This is a genomic window from Caballeronia telluris (genome assembly GCF_001544495.1).
In the GTDB taxonomy this organism is placed as follows: domain Bacteria; phylum Pseudomonadota; class Gammaproteobacteria; order Burkholderiales; family Burkholderiaceae; genus Caballeronia; species Caballeronia telluris.
On the sequence record NZ_FCNZ02000001.1, the window covers coordinates 217,074 to 234,244 of the forward strand.

The 17,171-nt window shown below is 63.6% G+C and carries 16 protein-coding genes; 12 read left to right on the forward strand and 4 right to left on the reverse strand.

Annotation, left to right across the window (positions count from 1 at the left end):
• Nucleotides 1-87 precede the first annotated feature (87 nt).
• Complete coding sequence (locus AWB66_RS33925; protein WP_200818895.1) at nucleotides 88-240, forward strand: hypothetical protein; 153 nt, start codon at nucleotides 88-90, stop codon at nucleotides 238-240.
• A 163-nt stretch (nucleotides 241-403) separates the two neighbouring features.
• Here AWB66_RS33925 and AWB66_RS00980 read toward each other — a convergent pair whose 3' ends face one another.
• Nucleotides 404-1,003 (reverse strand): DUF2239 family protein, encoded by a 600-nt coding sequence (locus tag AWB66_RS00980; RefSeq protein ID WP_087628386.1) that lies wholly within the window; start codon nucleotides 1,001-1,003, stop codon nucleotides 404-406.
• Between the two features lie 144 nt (nucleotides 1,004-1,147).
• On the opposite strand from AWB66_RS00980, the gene AWB66_RS00985 reads away from it, so the two are divergent.
• Complete coding sequence (locus AWB66_RS00985; RefSeq protein WP_087628387.1) at nucleotides 1,148-1,765, forward strand: flavin reductase family protein; 618 nt, start codon at nucleotides 1,148-1,150, stop codon at nucleotides 1,763-1,765.
• Nucleotides 1,766-1,825: 60 nt separating this feature from the next.
• On the opposite strand, the gene AWB66_RS00990 is transcribed toward AWB66_RS00985, so the two are convergent.
• Nucleotides 1,826-3,769 carry a methyl-accepting chemotaxis protein gene (locus AWB66_RS00990; RefSeq protein WP_143328340.1) on the reverse strand — a complete coding sequence of 648 codons (1,944 nt, stop codon included), beginning with the start codon at nucleotides 3,767-3,769 and terminating at the stop codon, nucleotides 1,826-1,828.
• A gap of 337 nt (nucleotides 3,770-4,106) precedes the next feature.
• Between AWB66_RS00990 and AWB66_RS00995 the strand changes: the two genes are divergently transcribed.
• Genes AWB66_RS00995 through AWB66_RS01005 form a run of 3 tightly spaced genes read left to right on the forward strand, consistent with a single transcriptional unit; the run spans nucleotide 4,107 to nucleotide 7,180 of the window.
• Entirely contained in the window at nucleotides 4,107-5,285 is a 1,179-nt protein-coding gene (locus AWB66_RS00995) for a quaternary amine ABC transporter ATP-binding protein (protein ID WP_087628389.1), read from the forward strand.
• Nucleotides 5,278-6,180, forward strand: a complete 903-nt coding sequence (choW, locus tag AWB66_RS01000) for a choline ABC transporter permease subunit (protein ID WP_087628390.1) — start codon at nucleotides 5,278-5,280, stop codon at nucleotides 6,178-6,180. The genes AWB66_RS00995 and choW overlap by 8 nt, the downstream gene beginning before the upstream one ends.
• A gap of 7 nt (nucleotides 6,181-6,187) precedes the next feature.
• A complete protein-coding gene (locus tag AWB66_RS01005; RefSeq protein WP_087628391.1) occupies nucleotides 6,188-7,180 on the forward strand; it encodes a GlxA family transcriptional regulator in 993 nt (330 codons plus the stop codon).
• A 241-nt stretch (nucleotides 7,181-7,421) separates the two neighbouring features.
• Here AWB66_RS01005 and AWB66_RS01010 read toward each other — a convergent pair whose 3' ends face one another.
• Both AWB66_RS01010 and AWB66_RS01015 read right to left on the reverse strand, forming a co-directional pair.
• Nucleotides 7,422-8,177 (reverse strand): class II aldolase/adducin family protein, encoded by a 756-nt coding sequence (locus AWB66_RS01010; protein ID WP_087628392.1) that lies wholly within the window; start codon nucleotides 8,175-8,177, stop codon nucleotides 7,422-7,424.
• Nucleotides 8,178-8,194: 17 nt separating this feature from the next.
• A complete protein-coding gene (locus AWB66_RS01015) occupies nucleotides 8,195-9,274 on the reverse strand; it encodes a GlxA family transcriptional regulator (RefSeq protein ID WP_087628393.1) in 1,080 nt (359 codons plus the stop codon).
• A gap of 459 nt (nucleotides 9,275-9,733) precedes the next feature.
• Between AWB66_RS01015 and AWB66_RS32740 the strand changes: the two genes are divergently transcribed.
• The 7 genes from AWB66_RS32740 (at nucleotide 9,734) to AWB66_RS33930 (ending at nucleotide 17,168) form a co-directional block, all read left to right on the forward strand.
• Nucleotides 9,734-10,144 (forward strand): hypothetical protein, encoded by a 411-nt coding sequence (locus AWB66_RS32740; protein WP_143328341.1) that lies wholly within the window; start codon nucleotides 9,734-9,736, stop codon nucleotides 10,142-10,144.
• 231 nt (nucleotides 10,145-10,375) lie between these two features.
• Complete coding sequence (locus AWB66_RS01025; protein ID WP_087628395.1) at nucleotides 10,376-11,770, forward strand: L-serine ammonia-lyase; 1,395 nt, start codon at nucleotides 10,376-10,378, stop codon at nucleotides 11,768-11,770.
• Nucleotides 11,771-11,811: 41 nt separating this feature from the next.
• Nucleotides 11,812-13,056, forward strand: a complete 1,245-nt coding sequence (locus AWB66_RS01030) for a sarcosine oxidase subunit beta family protein (protein WP_087628396.1) — start codon at nucleotides 11,812-11,814, stop codon at nucleotides 13,054-13,056.
• An 18-nt stretch (nucleotides 13,057-13,074) separates the two neighbouring features.
• Complete coding sequence (locus AWB66_RS01035; RefSeq protein WP_087628397.1) at nucleotides 13,075-13,374, forward strand: sarcosine oxidase subunit delta; 300 nt, start codon at nucleotides 13,075-13,077, stop codon at nucleotides 13,372-13,374.
• Nucleotides 13,371-16,373, forward strand: a complete 3,003-nt coding sequence (locus AWB66_RS01040; RefSeq protein ID WP_087628398.1) for a sarcosine oxidase subunit alpha family protein — start codon at nucleotides 13,371-13,373, stop codon at nucleotides 16,371-16,373. Before AWB66_RS01035 ends, AWB66_RS01040 begins: the two co-directional genes overlap by 4 nt.
• Entirely contained in the window at nucleotides 16,363-17,016 is a 654-nt protein-coding gene (locus AWB66_RS01045) for a sarcosine oxidase subunit gamma (protein ID WP_087628399.1), read from the forward strand. The genes AWB66_RS01040 and AWB66_RS01045 overlap by 11 nt, the downstream gene beginning before the upstream one ends.
• Nucleotides 17,013-17,168, forward strand: coding sequence for a hypothetical protein (locus AWB66_RS33930; protein ID WP_200818896.1), 156 nt, complete (start codon nucleotides 17,013-17,015; stop codon nucleotides 17,166-17,168). Before AWB66_RS01045 ends, AWB66_RS33930 begins: the two co-directional genes overlap by 4 nt.
• The last annotated feature ends 3 nt before the right edge of the window (nucleotides 17,169-17,171 follow it).

The window sequence follows — 17,171 nt, forward strand, 5'->3', positions numbered from 1 at the left end:
AAATGCTGCATTGCACTAGATATCGCTAAGGGGAAACCCTATAATTAGTGCTAAGGGAAAACCCTGCAACATTAACTGGAGTCTGACATGAGCTACCTCTTCGCCTTGCTGCAAAAGTTTGCTTCGCTGTTCGAATCGCCGCACCTGCCGCTGGACTCGGATTACTCGTACCAAGCCCGTCACCGCGAAGCCGAGCGTATTCGCAAGTCGCGCGGATCGGCCTTCGGGATTCGTCTGTGAGCTTGAACGAAAGCGGCGCGGGACAGGAATAACAGCATCTGAACAAGGTCGATCGACCGGTTTTTCCGCCCGCTTTCATGTAGTCTGAAATGTAGTTTTTCTAGCTTCACCATCAATTACTCGGCGGCCTCTCCGTCGACGTCCACACTGGCGCCATTCGGCGCTATTTTTTTGTCTGCGCCTGTTCGCTGTCGCCGAAAGCGAGGCGCGTGGCGTAGTCGCGAACATCACACGGCCACCCGCCGATCTGTTGGGCGAACCGTGGAGCGTCATCGGCGAACAATGCGCGCGTCGCTTCCTCGAAGCCGGGCAAGTCTCCCGCAACTGCCGACATGAACCGATACGCCCGCTCGTGCGCCTTGCGCGTCCTGTCCTGATCGCCGTTCGCGCGCCGCGCTTCCTCAACCAGTTTTCGCAATGCCACCGATGCGCCGCCGGGTTGCGTCGCGAGCCATTCCCAATGGCGCGGCAGCAGCGTCACCTCGCGTGCAACCACGCCCAGCTTCGGGCGTCCGCGCCCGCGAGCTTCATCCGCGCCGGCAGACGCCGCGCCTTCCTGCAACCGAGCCGCCGCGTCTTCGGCCGGCGCTCGCATGTCGATGTCGATCACGCGGCCCGTTTCGTCCTCGAAGATCAAAACGGGTTTGGACGCGCCGTCACCGATCGCGCGTCTTGCCGCCAGCGCGTTCGCCTGAAGCGAGCCGGTCGCGATGCGTCGATCGCCCTCGAAGGTGGTGTAGCAACTGGCAAACGCCTGGGTCATGGCAGAACTCGAATGGAAGAAGAAGGCTGAATATTATCCGGGTATAAATAAGAGGTCAATTAAACCCGGATAAAAATCGTCCTGCCGACATCGCCGCCCTCGGCTATGCTTGGGCTCCTTCGCCTGCCGACACCTCAAACGCACATGACCGACGACGTCCATTTCTACCGTCCCGACGAGGGCCACGGCCTGCGCCACGATCCGTTCAAGGCGATCGTGGCGCCGCGCGTGATCGGCTGGATTTCAAGCCGCGATGCCGACGGCCGCGTGAACCTCGCGCCGTACAGCTTTTTCGGCGCGTTCGCGGCATTCCCGTACATCATCGGATTTTCGAGCGAAGGCTATAAGGACAGCATCCGCAACATTGAGGCGACCGGCGAATTCGTGTGGAATCTGTCGAATCGCGAGTTGGCCGAACGGATGAACCGCACGTCGGCGCCCGTCGGACACGACGTCGACGAATTCGAGCTCGCCGGGCTGACCAAGGCGCCGGGGCGCAACGTGGACGTGCCGCACGTCGCGGAGTCGCCCGCCGCGCTCGAATGCAAGCTGTTGCAGATCGTCCGCCTGAAGAATCTGGACGGCGAGCCGATGAACAACTGGCTCGCGCTCGGCCAGGTGGTCGGCGTGCATATCCGGCGCGAATTCCTGAAGGACGGCCTCTTCGATACCGCCGCCGCGCGGCCGATCATGCGCGCGGGCTATCGCGGCGATTACGCGGAAATCGGCGAGATGTTCGAGATGATCCGGCCGACCGCATAGCCGGTCGAAAAGAAAAAGGCGCCCCGCAAGGCGCCTCTCGTTCTGCTAAAACCGCCGGAATCAGACCCTGAACACGCTCACCGCCTGCGCGAGACGCTCGGCCTGATCGCGCAAATCGGCGGCCGAATGCTCCGCCTCGCCGACGAGCGCCGCGTTCTGCTGCGTCGCCTCGCCGATCTGCATGACGGCGACGTTCACCTGCTCGATGCCGCTCGACTGCTCGCGCGACGCCGCGCTGATCTCGCCGATGATCGCGTTCACGTGCGCCACGCGCTCGACGATGCCACTCATCCGGCCGCTCGCCTCTTCCGCGATCCGGTAGCCGTCGGACACCTTGCCGACCGAATCCGCGATCAGCGACTCGATCTCCTTGACCGCCGCCGCGCTGCGCTGCGCGAGCCCGCGCACTTCCGAGGCGACCACCGCGAAACCCTTGCCGTGCTCGCCCGCGCGCGCCGCTTCGACGGCCGCGTTGAGCGCGAGGATGTTGGTCTGGAACGCGATGCCTTCGATGACCGACGTGATGTCCGCGATCTTGCGCGCCGACTTGTCGATTTCGCTCATCGTCGCGACCACGCGGCCGACCGCCTCGCCGCCCGCGCGCGCCGCATCGGACGCCGAGCCGACGAGCTTGTCCGCCTGCGTCGTGTTGGCGGCGTTCTGCTGCACCGTCGACGTGATTTCCTCCATGCTGGCCGCCGTTTCTTCGAGGCTGCTCGCCTGCGTGGCGATGCGCAGCGAAATGTCGCTGCTGCCCGACGCGATGCGCTCGGTCGCGTGCGACATGTCCGCCGACGCGTGGCGCACCTGCGAGACAATCCGCGCGAGTCCCGTCGCGATGCCGTCGATCGCGTGCATCAGGCGGCCGATGTCGTCCTCGCGGGTGGAATCGATGCGCACGGTCAGGTCACCCGCGGCGATCCGCTCGGAGGCCTTCGTGACTTCGTCGAGCGGCTCGCCGACGAGGCGCCGCACCGCAAACATCAGCGCCGCGACGAGCGCTGCGACCACGACGAGCCCGATCAGCAGGAAGCGATTGCGGCTCGCCTGGACATCGGCGAGCAGCTCGTCGCGATACGCGATGCCGCCGACGAGCCATTGCCATTCCGGCACCGTCGTGAACACGATCTCCTTCGCGCCGCCGTGCACTTTCGGATCGGCGCCGGCGATGTCGGCGCCGTCGAAATCGAGCCGTCCCTCGCGCTTGTCGAGCATCTGCGCGAACGGCGCGACGTGTTCGTCGGCGGGCTGGCCTTCAGCGCCCGGATGCACGATCAGCTTGCCGCGATTGGCGCTGTTCGACGCATCGACGACGAAGTAGTAGCCGTTTTCGCCGATCTTCAGGTCGCGGATGTTCTGCTGGAGCTTCGCGAAGGTCTCGCTCACGTCCACGCCGACGAAGAGCGCGGCGATCACGCGGCCCGACGCATCGGTGACGGGCTTGTACTCCGTGATGTACTGCTTGCCGAACAGCGCCGCGATGCCGATGTAGGACTTGCCCGCGAGCACCGGCGCGTAGGCCGGGCCCTTGCGGTCGAGCAGCGTGCCGATCGCGCGCGCCCCGTCCTGCTTCTTCAGCGAGGTCGTCACGCGCACGAAGTCGTCGCCGGTGCGGGCGAAGATCGTCGCGATGGCGCCGCTCTTTTCGAGGAACGCGTCGGGGATCGAAAAATCGAGGTTGAGCGGCGTGCCGCCCGCCGTGAGCGTCGGCGTGGCGACGCCGCCGATGTCCACGGTTCTGGTTTCGTCGAGCGCGAAATCCTTCGGAACGACGGTCGTGAAGATCGACATGAAGCGCCCGACTTCGGCGCCGACCGCCTTGTCGTAGAGGCCGATCATCGAAGCGATCGAGCGAGTGTCGCTTTCGACGCGCGCGAGCGCGTGGTCGTTGACCTGTTCGCCGGCTGAGTGGGTCACGGCGATCGTGAAGATCGCGATGATCGCGGCGGCGAGCGCGCACGCGAGAATGGCAAACTTGGTGCCGACATTCGCGCGGCGGAGCATGATGGATGAAATTGACTTGCTGATTTTGTAGGGATAGGGACTTACTACCGTTTACGGCGCCGGCGTGCGCTTCTTTACGGTCGACCGTTCGTTTTCTCGCGGGAAATTTGCCACGACTTGCCTCAGGACGACACGCCAAAAACCACATGCCGACGTACCGGAACCGTCCGCAAACCCTTGTCCCGCAAGGCTCCGGCCAGCGCGGTGCGATCTGCACCGCAAACGGGTGTCGTATTTCCTCATGTGGTTGTCGCAAATAGTCGGCTAGGCGCACTTTTTTCTGGCAACTATGTATGCACGGCGCGGACGCACGTCCGCCACGCTAGGAGAGCATTCAATGAATTCCCCCAAGGTCGTGGTCGAAGGGCTGTGCAAGGTGTTCGGCACGAGCCCCAAACAGGCACTCGACATGCTGGCAGGCGGCGCGACGAAGGAAGAAGTCTTCGCGCGCACCGGCCAGATTGTCGGCGTGCACAACGTGTCGTTCGAAGTGAAGGAAGGCGAGATCTTCGTGCTGATGGGCCTCTCCGGCTCCGGCAAGTCGACGCTCATCCGCCTGATCAATCGTCTCGTCGAGCCGACGGCCGGCAAGGTGCTGATCGACGGACGCGACGTCGCCGCGGTGCCGCGCTCGGAACTCACCGCGCTGCGCCGCAAGGACATGAGCATGGTGTTCCAGTCGTTTGCGCTGATGCCGCAGCGCACCGTGCTCTCGAACGCCGCGTTCGGGCTCGAAGTCGCGGGCATCGGGCGCAAGGAACGCGAGCGGCGCGCGATGACCGTGCTCGAACAGGTCGGGCTCGCGCCGTTCGCGCAGAAGCTGCCGGCGCAGCTTTCGGGCGGCATGCAGCAGCGCGTCGGGCTTGCGCGGGCGCTGGCGGTCAACCCGTCGCTGATGATCATGGACGAAGCGTTCTCCGCGCTCGATCCGTTAAAGCGCAAGGAAATGCAGAACGTGCTGCTCGAATTGCAGCGCGAACAGCAGCGCACGATTCTCTTCGTGTCGCACGATCTGGAAGAGGCGATGCGCATCGGCACGCGCATCGCGATCATGGAAGGCGGGCGTGTCGTGCAGATCGGCACGCCGCAGGAAATCATCACGAATCCCGCCGACGACTACGTGCAGGCATTCTTCGACGGCATCGACACGAGCCGCTATCTCACCGCCGGCGACCTGATGCAGACCGACGCCGTGCCGCTGATGAAGCACTCGCCGCAGATCGACGCGTCGTCGGTGGCGGCGACGCTCAACGGCAGCGCCGACTACGCATTCGTTCTCGACGGCGAGCGCAGGATTCGCGGCTTCGTGTGCCGCGATGCGATGGGCGGCGCGTCGCCGCTCGTGAACCAGATCGAGTGCATCGATCGCACGACGCCGCTCGACGACGTCGTTACGCGCGTCGTCGCGAGCCGGGCCCCGCTGCCGGTCGTCGAGGCCGACGGTTCTTACTGTGGTTCGGTCAACAAGACGAACGTGCTGAAGGTTTTAACGCGCCATCGAGGTTCCCATGTCTGAAATGATTCCGCTCGGTAGCTGGGTCGATCACGGCGTCCACTATCTGCTCGACCACGACGCCAAGACGTTCGATTCCATCGGCAAGGTCATCGAGACCTTTGCCGCCCTGGTCGAACACGGCCTGCAGGCCATTCCGATGTGGGCGCTGATGGCGCTCTTCGTCGGCATCGGATTGTGGCGCGTCGGCTGGCGCTTCGCGTTCTTCACGCTGCTGTCCATGCTCCTCATCTACGGGACCGGTTTCTGGGACCAGATGGTCATCACACTCGGCCTCACGCTTTCGTCGACGTTGATCAGCCTCTTGCTCGGCGTTCCGCTCGGCATCTGGACCGCGAAGAGCAAGTACGTCGAAATGGCCGTGCGCCCCGTGCTCGACCTGATGCAGACGATGCCCGCGTTCGTCTACCTGATTCCGGCTGCGATGCTGTTCGGACTCGGGCGCGTGCCGGGGATTCTCTCGACCGTCATCTTCGCGATGCCACCCGCGGTGCGTCTCACGTCGCTTGGCATCAAGCATGTGAACCGCGAGATCGTCGAAGCGGGACAGGCCTTCGGTTGCACGCCGTGGCAACTGCTCTACAAGGTGCAGTTTCCGAACGCGCTGCCTTCGATCATGACCGGCGTGAACCAGACGATCATGATGGCGCTCTCGATGGTGATCATCGCGTCGATGGTGGGCGCGGGCGGTCTCGGCAACGATGTGCTCGCGAGCATTCAGCGGCTCGATATCGGGCTGGGTTTCGAAAGCGGCTTGTCGGTCGTGTTGCTCGCGATCATTCTCGACCGCATCACGGAAAGCTTCGGCCGCTCGCCGGGCATGGCACGCGCACCGCTGCTCTCGGGCCTTCGCAGCGTCATGAAAGTGCGCCGCGCGCCGGCGACGCAGCAAGGCTGAGCGGCTCATGAAGCGCGACGCGATCACGCCTGTCACGAACGATTCGCCGTTATCGAAGCTGGCTCACTACGGCTTCCTCACGCTGCCGAACTTTTCGATGATCGCGTTCACGAGCGCGGTCGAGGTGCTGCGCATGGCGAACTACGTGGGCCGGGCGCAGCACTACACGTGGTCGGTGATCACGCCGGATGGCGAACCCGCGCGCGCGAGCAACGGCATCACCGTCAAGCCGACGACGACGCTCGCCGAAGTGGGCATGCCGGATGTGTTGATCGTGTGCGCGGGCTGGCATGTGCGCGATTACGTCGACGAGAAAGTGATTTCGTTGTTGCAGGAAGTGGCGGCGCGGGGTGTGCCGCTTGGCGGCATCTGCACGGGGCCTTATGCGCTGCTCGCGGCGAACCTGCTCGATGGTTATCGATGCACGGTGCACTGGGAGGATATGTCGCCATTGCACAAGAGCTATCCGCACGTGCGTTTCGCCGATGAGTTGTTCGTGATCGATCGCGATCGCGTGACGTGTACGGGCGGGACGGCGCCGCTCGATCTGATGCTCAATCTGGTTGGCATGCGGCTCGGGCAATCGCATGCGGCGCAGGTGTCGGAGCAGTTCATCGTCGAGCGGATTCGCGGGTCGAGCGATTATCAGCATATTCCCGTCGATGCGCGGGTTGGGTTTTCTCGTGCCGAGTTGATCGAAGTCGTGCGGTTGATGGAGGCGAATATCGAAGAGCCTCTTTCGCTAGAGGAACTTGCGCGGCTCGTCCAGTTGTCGCAAAGACATCTGCAGCGGATGTTCAAGGCGTTCCTTAGCGTTTCGCCGACGCACTACTACTTGACCTTGCGCCTGCGGCGGGCGCGCGAGTTATTGCGCAATACCGATGCTTCCATTGCCCGTGTTACCGCCGTTTGCGGGTTTCATTCGCCTTGTCATTTTAGTAAGGCGTACCGCGCTCAGTTCGGGCATGCGCCCAGTGTCGAAAGGCGGCATTCTGCTTAAGCCAGGTTTTGGTTTGTGCTTCTATAGAAACGTAAAAGCATCAAATACTTCGAAGCAAGCAATTCGAAAAAACCCCAAGAGAGCGCCCCAAAAAACGAATCTTAAGTGGCTCGCGCCACTGTGCGCGCTCACCGTATCGACGTGCTATGCCGCCGACTCCGCTTCGCCGACGTCGGCTGGACCGACATCGCCGCCACGACCGGTCTCCCGTGAAGGCCTACGTGGCAGGCAAGTAACGGCGTCAGCTGCGGTAATCGGTCCCGCTTCCTTCGATCAGCCGCAGCGCCGCCTGCCATTGCAGGCTCACGATGTTGTCCGATTCGTCGCGAGCGAATTGCTGTGCCGTCAACCGGCGCACCGCTTCCGGCGGAAACGAAAGCTCGGCGTTGCCGGCAAGCGCGCGCACCTGTATCTCGCAGGCGCGCTCGAGAAAATAGATGTCCTGGAACGCCGCCGGAATCGACGTGCCGCCCACCAGCAAGCCGTGATTGCGCAGGATCATCGCGTTGTGCGGGCCGAGATCGGCAACCAGCCGCTCGCGTTCGCCGAGGTCGAGCGCAATGCCTTCGTAGTCGTGATACGCAATGTGCTCGTAGAACTTCAAGGCGTGCTGGCTGATCGGCAAAAGGCCCTGCTTTTGCGCCGACACCGCCGAACCCGCGGACGTGTGCGTATGAATCACGCAGACGAGATCGGGCCGCGCCATGTGCACCGCCGAATGAATCGTGAAGCCCGCCGCGTTCACGCGATAGCGCTCGGGATGCATCCCGGCATCGGCTTCCACGGCGCGCCCCGCGCTGTCGATCGTCACGAGGTCCGACGCGCGCATCTCATGGAACAGCACGCCATATCGGTTGATGAGGAAATGATGCTCGGGACCGGGCACGCGCGCCGTGATGTGCGTGTCGATCATGTCAGTCATGCGAAAGTGCGCGACCAGCCGATACAGCGCCGCAAGTTCGCAGCGCACCGTCCATTCTTCCTGCATCGGGGGCATGGGGATTCGTCCTTTTGCTAGAGTGCCTGTGCGCGGCCGGGGAAGGTTTCGTCGTACTCGGCGGCGTCTTCGGCTTCCGCGGTGCCGCGCTGCTCGCGATACATCATCGGCGGCAGGCCGAACTGCTTGCGAAATTCGCGGCCGAGATGCGAGGCATCGGAGAAACCGCAGCTCGATGCGATGTCCGCGACGGTCTTGTCCGAACTCGTCAGCAGCCACGCGGCCGTGCGCAGACGCACCTGCTTCGCATACGCCTGCGGCGCCTTGCCGGTCTCGGCCTTGAACAGCCGTTCGAGCTGACGCGTCGAAAGATCGAGCTTGTGCGCGAGTTCGTCGAGCGACAGCGAACGGCCGACGTGCTGTTCCATCAGAAGGATCGCGCGCTTCACCTTTGGATGCGTGGCGGGCGCGAGACCCGGCGGATGCGGCTGCGGCGCGTTGCCCTTTTGCATGTCGTCGACGAGCAGGATGCGCAGCGCCTTTTGCACCGTCGCCGTTTCGAAATGGCGCAGCAAGATGGCTGCCGCCACGTCGATCGACGCGCGTCCGCCCGAACACGTGATGCGCCGCCGGTCGATCACGAAGAGGCGATCCGCGACCAGCAATGCTTCATCGACCGCCGGAAAGCGCTCGACGAAATCCCAGTAGTGGAACCAGCTCACGCAGATGCGATGGCCGCCGAGTACGCCCGCGCGCATCAGCGAGAACACACCGGTGCACATGCCGACGAGCGTTGCGTCGGTCGTGGCGGCGCGGCGGATGAATTGCAGCGTGGCCTCGCTCGCGGACGGCCCCGAATGCAGCAGGCCGCCGACCACGACGACGTAATCGAACGGCTCGGCCTGATCGAAGGTTTCCCACGGCGTGATCTGAATGCCGCAACTCGCGCGCACCGGTGCAAGGGTTTCCCCGATGACGCTCCACGAGCAGCGCACGGGCTTGCTGAAGTCGCCTTCGTCGGCGGACAGGCGCAGCAGATCGACGAAACCGGAAAACGCCGTCAGCGTGAAATTCGGCAGCAGGATGATGCCGAAGCGGATGCGCTCTTTCGATTTGCCGTCGATGGATTGGGGAGGAAGTGCTTCTGCGGAGTTCATGCGCCAAGCCGGAAAGACGAGTTACGACAAGCATATCACCGGGACCGTCGCGCGGATTTTATCGCGTGCAATATTCCGGGCGTTTGCGCGGACCGATCGAAGTATCGGGGAAATCGTACAAGCGTAGCGATATATAACGACTTGCTTGCTCATGCGCACTGAGTTAAGTGTAACCAGACGTCAGAATGGCAGTCTTAATTTCGCTTTCAACTTCGCCAAAGTCATTGAATGTTCTCCTTTTGCGCTTGACGCGGCGTGCTGTCTGGTTAAAATCTCGCATAAGCCTCGGATTTTATACAGAATATCCGATCGCACAACGCTCATGATCTCCTTATCATTCCGGCGCTTTTAGAAATCACCATCAAGGTGAACAAACCAGAGAGGCCGGTTATGAGAGAAATACCCGTATTAGACGAAAAAGAAATTCAAGTGCTCTGTGAGCGCGCAAAAACGATAATCATGGCGCACCCCGCGCCGCTGATTCGATTAGCGCGCGATATTGAAAGTATCCGCGAATTCGGTACACAAGGCGGACCGACGACTCCGCAATTCGATTTGTTATGCGCCTCGCCGCCTTTTGTGGCGATGTCGGCGCAAATCGTCGAAAGGTTCGTGCGCCATTTCGGGCACGGGCTGTTTCGGCCGCCCTTCAGCTTTCTGCTGCTCGCGCTCGCCGCGACCGGTCCGATCGCCGCTGCGCAAACGCTCGTACTGCGCGGTGCGCCCATTCATCGGCATGATCCGCTGCATGCGCTGATTCGTGGGCTCGAAGCGGTGTTCGCGAGCCATCCCGAGGCGCTGTCGATCCCTGTGCGCAAGGTTCTCGCTCCGTACATGCTCAATCCTCCAGGTTCGGCCGGGACCGCCTGATCGTTAGGCATCCACGGCGCGCGCGGCGCCTCGCAGGCGGTCCGATGCCGCCTGCGCGTTTTCAATAAACGCTTCGACAACCACCGCAAAATCCGTCGCCGTGTCCCCGTGTGAGCGGTCTGACGTCGCCGTCCCATTCGCATGCCGTTTTTGTTCTATCAGCCAAAACGCTGCGCTGGTGCAATAGCGCCATACCCGGAACCCAACGCATCGCAACCCGCAAAGGAAGCCATGAACGTCAGCGTCTTCGATCTGTTCAAGATCGGCATCGGACCGTCGAGTTCGCATACGGTCGGCCCGATGATCGCCGCATGCCGCTTCGCGTCGCACATCGAGGACGCCAACCTGCTCGCGTTCGTGCGCCGCGTCAAGATCGAGCTGTTCGGCTCGCTCGGCGCGACGGGCAAGGGTCACGGCACCGACAAGGCCGTGCTGCTCGGCCTCGAAGGCAATCTGCCCGACGTCATCGATCCGGACATCATCGAGCCGCGCCTGCGCGCGATCCGCGAGGCGAAGCAGCTTTCGTTGCTCGGCAAGCACGTCGTGAAGTTCGATGAACGCGAGCATCTCGGCTTCTTTCGCAAGCTGATGCCGGGCGCGCCCGGATCGAGCATCGTGCATCCGAACGGCATGCGCTTTCAGGCGTTCGACGAGAACGGCCAGTTGCTCGTCGAGAAAGAGTATTACTCGGTCGGCGGCGGCTTCGTGATCAATCGCGAAGGCGATCGCGTGAACGGCCTGCGCGCGGGCGCCGAAGTGCCGCATCCGTTTCGGACCGGCGACGACCTGATGCGCGTGTGCCGCGAAACCGGCCTCTCGATCGCACAGGTCACGATGAAGAACGAATGCGCGTCGCGCACCGAACAGGACGTGCGCGACGGCATGCTCGCGATCTGGCGCACGATGGCTGCGTGCGTCGAGCGCGGTTGCAAGGTACGCGGCGAGCTGCCCGGTCCGATGAAGGTGAAGCGCCGCGCCGCCGATCTCAGCACGCAATTGCGCTCGCGTTCGGAAGAGTCGCTGCGCGATCCGCTTTCGATGCTCGACTGGGTCAACCTCTACGCGATGGCGGTCAACGAAGAGAACGCGGCGGGCGGGCGCGTCGTCACGGCGCCGACCAACGGCGCAGCGGGCGTGATCCCGGCAGTGCTGCACTACTACGTGAAGTTCATGCACAGCGCGAACGACGAAGGCATCGTCACGTTCCTGCTGACGGCGGCCGCGATCGGCATCATCTACAAGGAGACGGCGTCGATCTCGGGCGCCGAAGTCGGTTGCCAGGGCGAAGTCGGCGTCGCGTGCTCGATGGCCGCCGCCGCGCTCGCTGCCGTGATGGGCGGCACGCCGACGCAAGTCGAGAACGCCGCCGAAATCGGCATGGAGCACAACCTCGGCATGACCTGCGATCCGGTCGGCGGGCTCGTGCAGATTCCGTGCATCGAACGCAACGCGATGGGCGCGATCAAGGCGCTGAACGCGGCGCGCATGGCGATGAAGGGCGACGGCCAGCATTACGTCTCGCTCGACAACGTCATCAAGACGATGCGCGAGACCGGCGCGGACATGAAGACGAAATACAAGGAGACGTCGCGCGGTGGTCTCGCCGTGAACGTCATCGAGTGCTGAATCCAGCAAGCCTAAGCACGCCACGAAGGAAAGGAAACATCATGAGCCGTTATTCGATCTTCAGCCTGTTGCGCAACGGGATGTCGTATCACGAGAACTGGGAGCGTCAGTGGAAGAGCCCGGAGCCGAAGCGTGAATACGACGTCGTGATCGTCGGCGGCGGCGGGCATGGGCTTGCCACCGCGTATTACCTCGCGAAGGAACACGGGATTCGCAACGTCGCGGTGCTGGAGAAGGGCTGGATCGGCGGCGGCAATACGGCGCGCAACACGACCATCGTGCGTTCGAACTATCTGTGGGACGAATCGGCCGCGCTCTACGAGAAGGCGATGAAGCTGTGGGAAGGGCTTTCGCAAGACCTCAACTACAACGTGATGTTCAGCCAGCGCGGCGTGATGAACCTCGCGCATACGCTGCAGGACGTGCGCGATACCGAGCGCCGCGTGAATGCGAACCGGCTGAACGGCGTCGATGCCGAGTTCCTCACGCCCGCACAGATCAAGGAACTCGAACCGACCATCAACCTGAACAGCCGCTATCCGGTGCTGGGCGCGTCGATCCAGCGTCGCGGCGGCGTCGCGCGTCACGATGCGGTGGCGTGGGGCTTCGCGCGCGGTGCGGATCAGGCGGGCGTGGATATCGTGCAGAACTGCCAGGTCACGGGCATCCGTCGCGACGGCAGCCAGGTGACGGGCGTCGAGACGACTAAGGGCTTCATCAAGGCGAAGAAGGTTGCGGTGGTCGCGGCGGGCAACACGTCCACGCTCGCGGACATGGCAGGCATCCGTCTGCCGCTCGAAAGCCATCCGCTTCAGGCGCTCGTCTCCGAGCCGATCAAGCCGGTGGTCAACACGGTGGTGATGTCGAACGCAGTGCACGCGTACATCAGCCAGTCCGACAAGGGCGACCTCGTGATCGGCGCGGGCGTCGATCAATACACGGGCTTCGGGCAGCGCGGCAGCTTCCAGACCATCGAAGGGACGCTCGAAGCGATCGTCGAAATGTTCCCAGTGTTCTCGCGCGTGCGGATGAACCGGCAATGGGGCGGCATCGTCGATCTGTCTCCGGACGCGTGCCCGATCATCAGCAAGACCGACGTGAAGGGTCTTTACTTCAACTGCGGCTGGGGCACCGGCGGCTTCAAGGCGACGCCGGGCTCGGGCTGGGCTTACGCGCACACCATCGCGAAGGACGAGCCGCATGCATTGAACGCGGCGTTCTCGCTCGACCGCTTCTATACCGGTCATCTGATCGACGAGCACGGCGCTGCTGCCGTTGCCCACTAACGCCACGGGAGATAACACATGCTGCTGATCGAATGCCCCTGGTGCGGGCCGCGCGCCGAAACCGAATTCTCGTGCGGCGGCGAAGCCGACATCGCGCGACCGCTCGACACCGACAAGCTCACCGACCGCGAATGGGGCGACTACCTCTTCATGCGCAAGAATTCGCGCGGCGTGCATCGCGAGCAATGGATGCACGCGCAAGGATGCCGCCGCTGGTTCAAGGCGCAGCGCGACACGGTGAGCTACGAGATTCAGGGCTACGAGACGTTCGACCGTCCGCTGGCCGTCATGGATAGCAACGAGGGCACGACGAAATGAGCCAGAAAGACCGACTCGCCACGGGCGGACGCATCAACCGCGCGATCCCGCTGACCTTCACGTTCAACGGCCGCACCTATCAGGGCTTTCAGGGCGACACGCTCGCCTCCGCCTTGCTCGCGAACGGCCAGCACTTCGTTGCGCGTAGCTGGAAGTATCACCGGCCGCGTGGCATCGTGACGGCGGGCGTCGAGGAACCGAACGCCGTCGTGCAACTCGAAACCGGCGCCTACACGGTGCCGAATGCGCGCGCGACCGAGATCGAGCTGTATCAGGGACTCGTCGCGACGAGCGTGAACGCAAAGCCGAACATCGAGAACGATCGCATGGCGGTCAATCAAAAGATCGCGCGCTTCATTCCGGCGGGCTTCTACTACAAGACGTTCATGTGGCCGCGCAAGCTCTGGCCGAAGTACGAAGAAGTGATCCGCGATGCGGCGGGTCTCGGCCGCGCGCCCGAGCAGCTCGACGCCGATCGCTACGACAAGTGTTTCGCGCATTGCGACGTGCTGGTGGTCGGCGGCGGACCGTCGGGGCTGGCGGCAGCGCATGCGGCGGGTTTGTCGGGCGCGCGCGTGATGCTCGTCGACGATCAGCACGAACTCGGCGGCTCGCTCTTGTCGTGCCGCGCGGAGATCGACGGCAGGCCGGCGCTGCAATGGGTGCAGCGCATCGAAGCCGAATTGCGCAAGATGCCCGAGGTCAAGATTCTTTCGCGCAGCAACGCGTTCGGCTATCAGGACCACAACCTCGTGACGATCACGCAGAAGCTCACCGACCATCTGCCGGTGTCCATGCGCAAGGGAACCCGCGAGCTGATGTGGAAGGTGCGCGCCAAACGCGTGATCCTCGCGACGGGCGCGCACGAGCGGCCCATCGTCTTCGGCAATAACGATCTGCCGGGCATCATGCTGGCGTCGGCCGTGTCGACTTATCTGCATCGGTTTGCGGTGCTGCCGGGGCGCAATGTGGTCGTGTTCGCGAACAACGACGACGGCTATCAATGCGCGCTCGATCTGAAAGCGGCGGGCGCGCAGGTGACGGTCGTCGATCCGCGCGCTGGCGAGTCGAAAGGCACGCTGCCCGCGCTCGCACGACGCCACGGCGTCAAGCTGATGACCGGTGCTGTCATCACAGCGGCGCATGGCAAGCTGCGCGTTGGATCCGTCGATGTCGCCGCGTATTCGAACGGCACGGTCGGCGCGAAACAGGCCGAACTGAATTGCGATCTGGTCGCGATGTCAGGCGGCTGGAGCCCGGTGCTGCACCTCTTCGCGCAGTCGGGCGGCAAGGCGCACTGGCACGACGAGAAAGCGTGCTTCGTGCCCGGCAAGGCGATGCAGGCAGAGAGCAGCGTCGGCGCATGCGCGGGCGAATTCGCGCTGGCGCGCGGCATCCGCTTCGCGGTCGATGCGGGCGTCGAGGCGGCGCGCGCGGTGGGTCACATCGTGACGCGTCCGAATCCGGTGCACGTCGCCGAGATCACCGAAGCGCCGATGCAGCCGCTGTGGCTCGTCGGCGGACGCGAACTCGCGACGCGCGGTCCGAAGCAGTTCATCGACTATCAGAACGACGTGTCCGCTGCCGACATCTTCCTCGCCGCGCGCGAAGGCTTCGAATCCGTCGAGCACGTGAAGCGCTACACGGCGATGGGCTTCGGCACCGATCAGGGCAAGCTCGGCAACATCAACGGCATGGCGATTCTCGCGCAGGCGCTCGGCAAGACGATTCCCGAGACCGGCACGACGACCTTCCGCCCGAACTACACGCCGGTTACCTTCGGCACGTTTGCCGGGCGCGAACTCGGCGAGTTCCTCGATCCGGTGCGCAAGACGGCGGTCCACGAATGGCACGTCGAGAACGGCGCGGCGTTCGAAGATGTCGGCAACTGGAAGCGTCCCTGGTATTACCCGAAGGCGGGCGAGGACATGCACGCGGCCGTCGCGCGAGAATCGCTCGCGGTGCGCCAGAGCGTCGGCATTCTCGATGCCTCGACGCTCGGCAAGATCGACATCCAGGGTCCGGATTCGGCGAAGTTGCTGAACTGGGTCTATACGAATCCGTGGAGCAAGCTGGAAGTCGGCAAGTGCCGCTATGGCCTGATGCTCGACGAGAACGGCATGATCTTCGACGACGGCGTGACCGTGCGCCTCGCCGACCAGCACTACATGATGACGACGACCACCGGCGGCGCGGCGCGCGTCCTCACGTGGCTCGAACGGTGGCTGCAAACGGAATGGCCCGACATGCGCGTGCGCCTCGCATCGGTGACGGATCACTGGGCGACGTTCGCGGTGGTCGGTCCGAACAGCCGCAAGGTATTGCAGAAGGTTTGTCACGACATCGACTTCGCGAACGCCGCATTCCCGTTCATGAGCTATCGCGAAGGCACGGTCGCGGGCGCGGCATCGCGCGTGATGCGCATCAGCTTCTCGGGCGAACTCGCTTATGAAGTGAACGTGCCGGCGAACGTGGGACGCGCGGTGTGGGAAGCGATCATGACGGCCGGCGCCGAATTCGACATCACGCCGTACGGCACCGAAACGATGCACGTGCTGCGTGCGGAGAAGGGCTACATCATCGTCGGCCAGGACACGGACGGATCGATGACACCCTACGACCTCGGCATGGGCGGCCTCGTCGCGAAGTCGAAGGACTTTCTCGGCAAGCGTTCGCTCGCGCGTTCGGACACGTCGAAGGCGGGGCGCAAGCAGTTCGTCGGCCTGCTTTCCGACGATCCGACGATCGTGATTCCCGAGGGCTCGCAGATCATCGCAGGTCCTTTGCAGGGCGAGACCGCACCGATGCTCGGGCACGTCACGTCGAGCTACTACAGCCCCATTCTGAAGCGCTCGATCGCGCTTGCCGTCGTGAAGGGCGGGCTCGACAAGATCGGCGAATCGGTCACGATCCCGCTCGCGGGCGGCAAGCAGGTTGCAGCAAAAATCACCAGCTCGGTGTTCTACGACAGCGAAGGAGCACGTCAACATGTGGAATGAAACCAGAGGTTCGTCGACGGTCGTGGATCGCGCCATCGCGGGTCAGGGTGTGTGGCAGGAGTCGCCGCTCGTCGGTGTGGACGCGCTGCTGAAGAAGCATCAGGCGACGGCATCGAAAGCGTTTCGTCTGTCCGAGCGGCCGTTTCTCGAACTGGTGATCGTGCGCGGCGACACGCGCGATGCTGCGTTCATGAGCGCGGCGGAAAGCGTGATCGGCTGCCGTCCGCCGGAGAAGCCGAACACGATCGCGCAAGGCAATGGCTACGACGTGCTGTGGCTCGGCCCCGACGAGTGGCTCATGCGTTCGGCCACGGCGCACGATGCATCGCGCACGGCACCGCTGCAAGGCAAGCTGATTGCCGCGTTCAAGGGCGTGTTTGCGTCGGCGGTGGATATCGGCAGCGGCTACACGGTGCTCGACATCACCGGTACGCGCACGCGCGAGGTGCTGTCGCGCGGCTGTCCGCTCGACCTGCATCCGAAGCTGTTCGGCCGGGGGCAATGCGCGCAGAGCCATTACTTCAAGGCATCGCTGACGCTGCTGCCGACCGGCGACGACAGCTTCGAACTGATCGTGCGCCGCAGCTTCGCGGATTACTTCGTGAAGATCATGCTCGATGCGGCCGAACCGCTGATGTCGTGAAGCCGTTCGAACCGTTGTCTCCGGGAGGACGCGGCTGGCGCATCGCCGTCGATGAGCTGGCCGTGGATACGCGCGAAGGCACGCGGCGGCCGGGTATCGAACTCGACTGGCGGCGCGCGGACTTCGAGGCGTGGTCGATGCGGGAGCCATGACGT

Excerpts from the sequence above, each read along its gene's own strand:
- AWB66_RS01025 (WP_087628395.1), top strand. The coding sequence starts at position 10,376 with ATGAACGTCAGCGTCTTCGATCTGTTCAAGATCGGCATCGGACCGTCG.
- AWB66_RS01030 (WP_087628396.1), top strand. The coding sequence starts at position 11,812 with ATGAGCCGTTATTCGATCTTCAGCCTGTTGCGCAACGGGATGTCGTAT.
- AWB66_RS32740 (WP_143328341.1), top strand. The coding sequence starts at position 9,734 with ATGGCGCACCCCGCGCCGCTGATTCGATTAGCGCGCGATATTGAAAGT.
- AWB66_RS01010 (WP_087628392.1), bottom strand. The coding sequence starts at position 8,177 with ATGCCCCCGATGCAGGAAGAATGGACGGTGCGCTGCGAACTTGCGGCG.
- AWB66_RS00995 (WP_087628389.1), top strand. The coding sequence starts at position 4,107 with ATGAATTCCCCCAAGGTCGTGGTCGAAGGGCTGTGCAAGGTGTTCGGC.
- AWB66_RS00985 (WP_087628387.1), top strand. The coding sequence starts at position 1,148 with ATGACCGACGACGTCCATTTCTACCGTCCCGACGAGGGCCACGGCCTG.
- AWB66_RS00990 (WP_143328340.1), bottom strand. The coding sequence starts at position 3,769 with ATGCTCCGCCGCGCGAATGTCGGCACCAAGTTTGCCATTCTCGCGTGC.
- choW (WP_087628390.1), top strand. The coding sequence starts at position 5,278 with ATGTCTGAAATGATTCCGCTCGGTAGCTGGGTCGATCACGGCGTCCAC.
- AWB66_RS01035 (WP_087628397.1), top strand. The coding sequence starts at position 13,075 with ATGCTGCTGATCGAATGCCCCTGGTGCGGGCCGCGCGCCGAAACCGAA.
- AWB66_RS33925 (WP_200818895.1), top strand. The coding sequence starts at position 88 with ATGAGCTACCTCTTCGCCTTGCTGCAAAAGTTTGCTTCGCTGTTCGAA.
- AWB66_RS01045 (WP_087628399.1), top strand. The coding sequence starts at position 16,363 with ATGTGGAATGAAACCAGAGGTTCGTCGACGGTCGTGGATCGCGCCATC.
- AWB66_RS01015 (WP_087628393.1), bottom strand. The coding sequence starts at position 9,274 with ATGAACTCCGCAGAAGCACTTCCTCCCCAATCCATCGACGGCAAATCG.
- AWB66_RS00980 (WP_087628386.1), bottom strand. The coding sequence starts at position 1,003 with ATGACCCAGGCGTTTGCCAGTTGCTACACCACCTTCGAGGGCGATCGA.
- AWB66_RS01040 (WP_087628398.1), top strand. The coding sequence starts at position 13,371 with ATGAGCCAGAAAGACCGACTCGCCACGGGCGGACGCATCAACCGCGCG.
- AWB66_RS01005 (WP_087628391.1), top strand. The coding sequence starts at position 6,188 with ATGAAGCGCGACGCGATCACGCCTGTCACGAACGATTCGCCGTTATCG.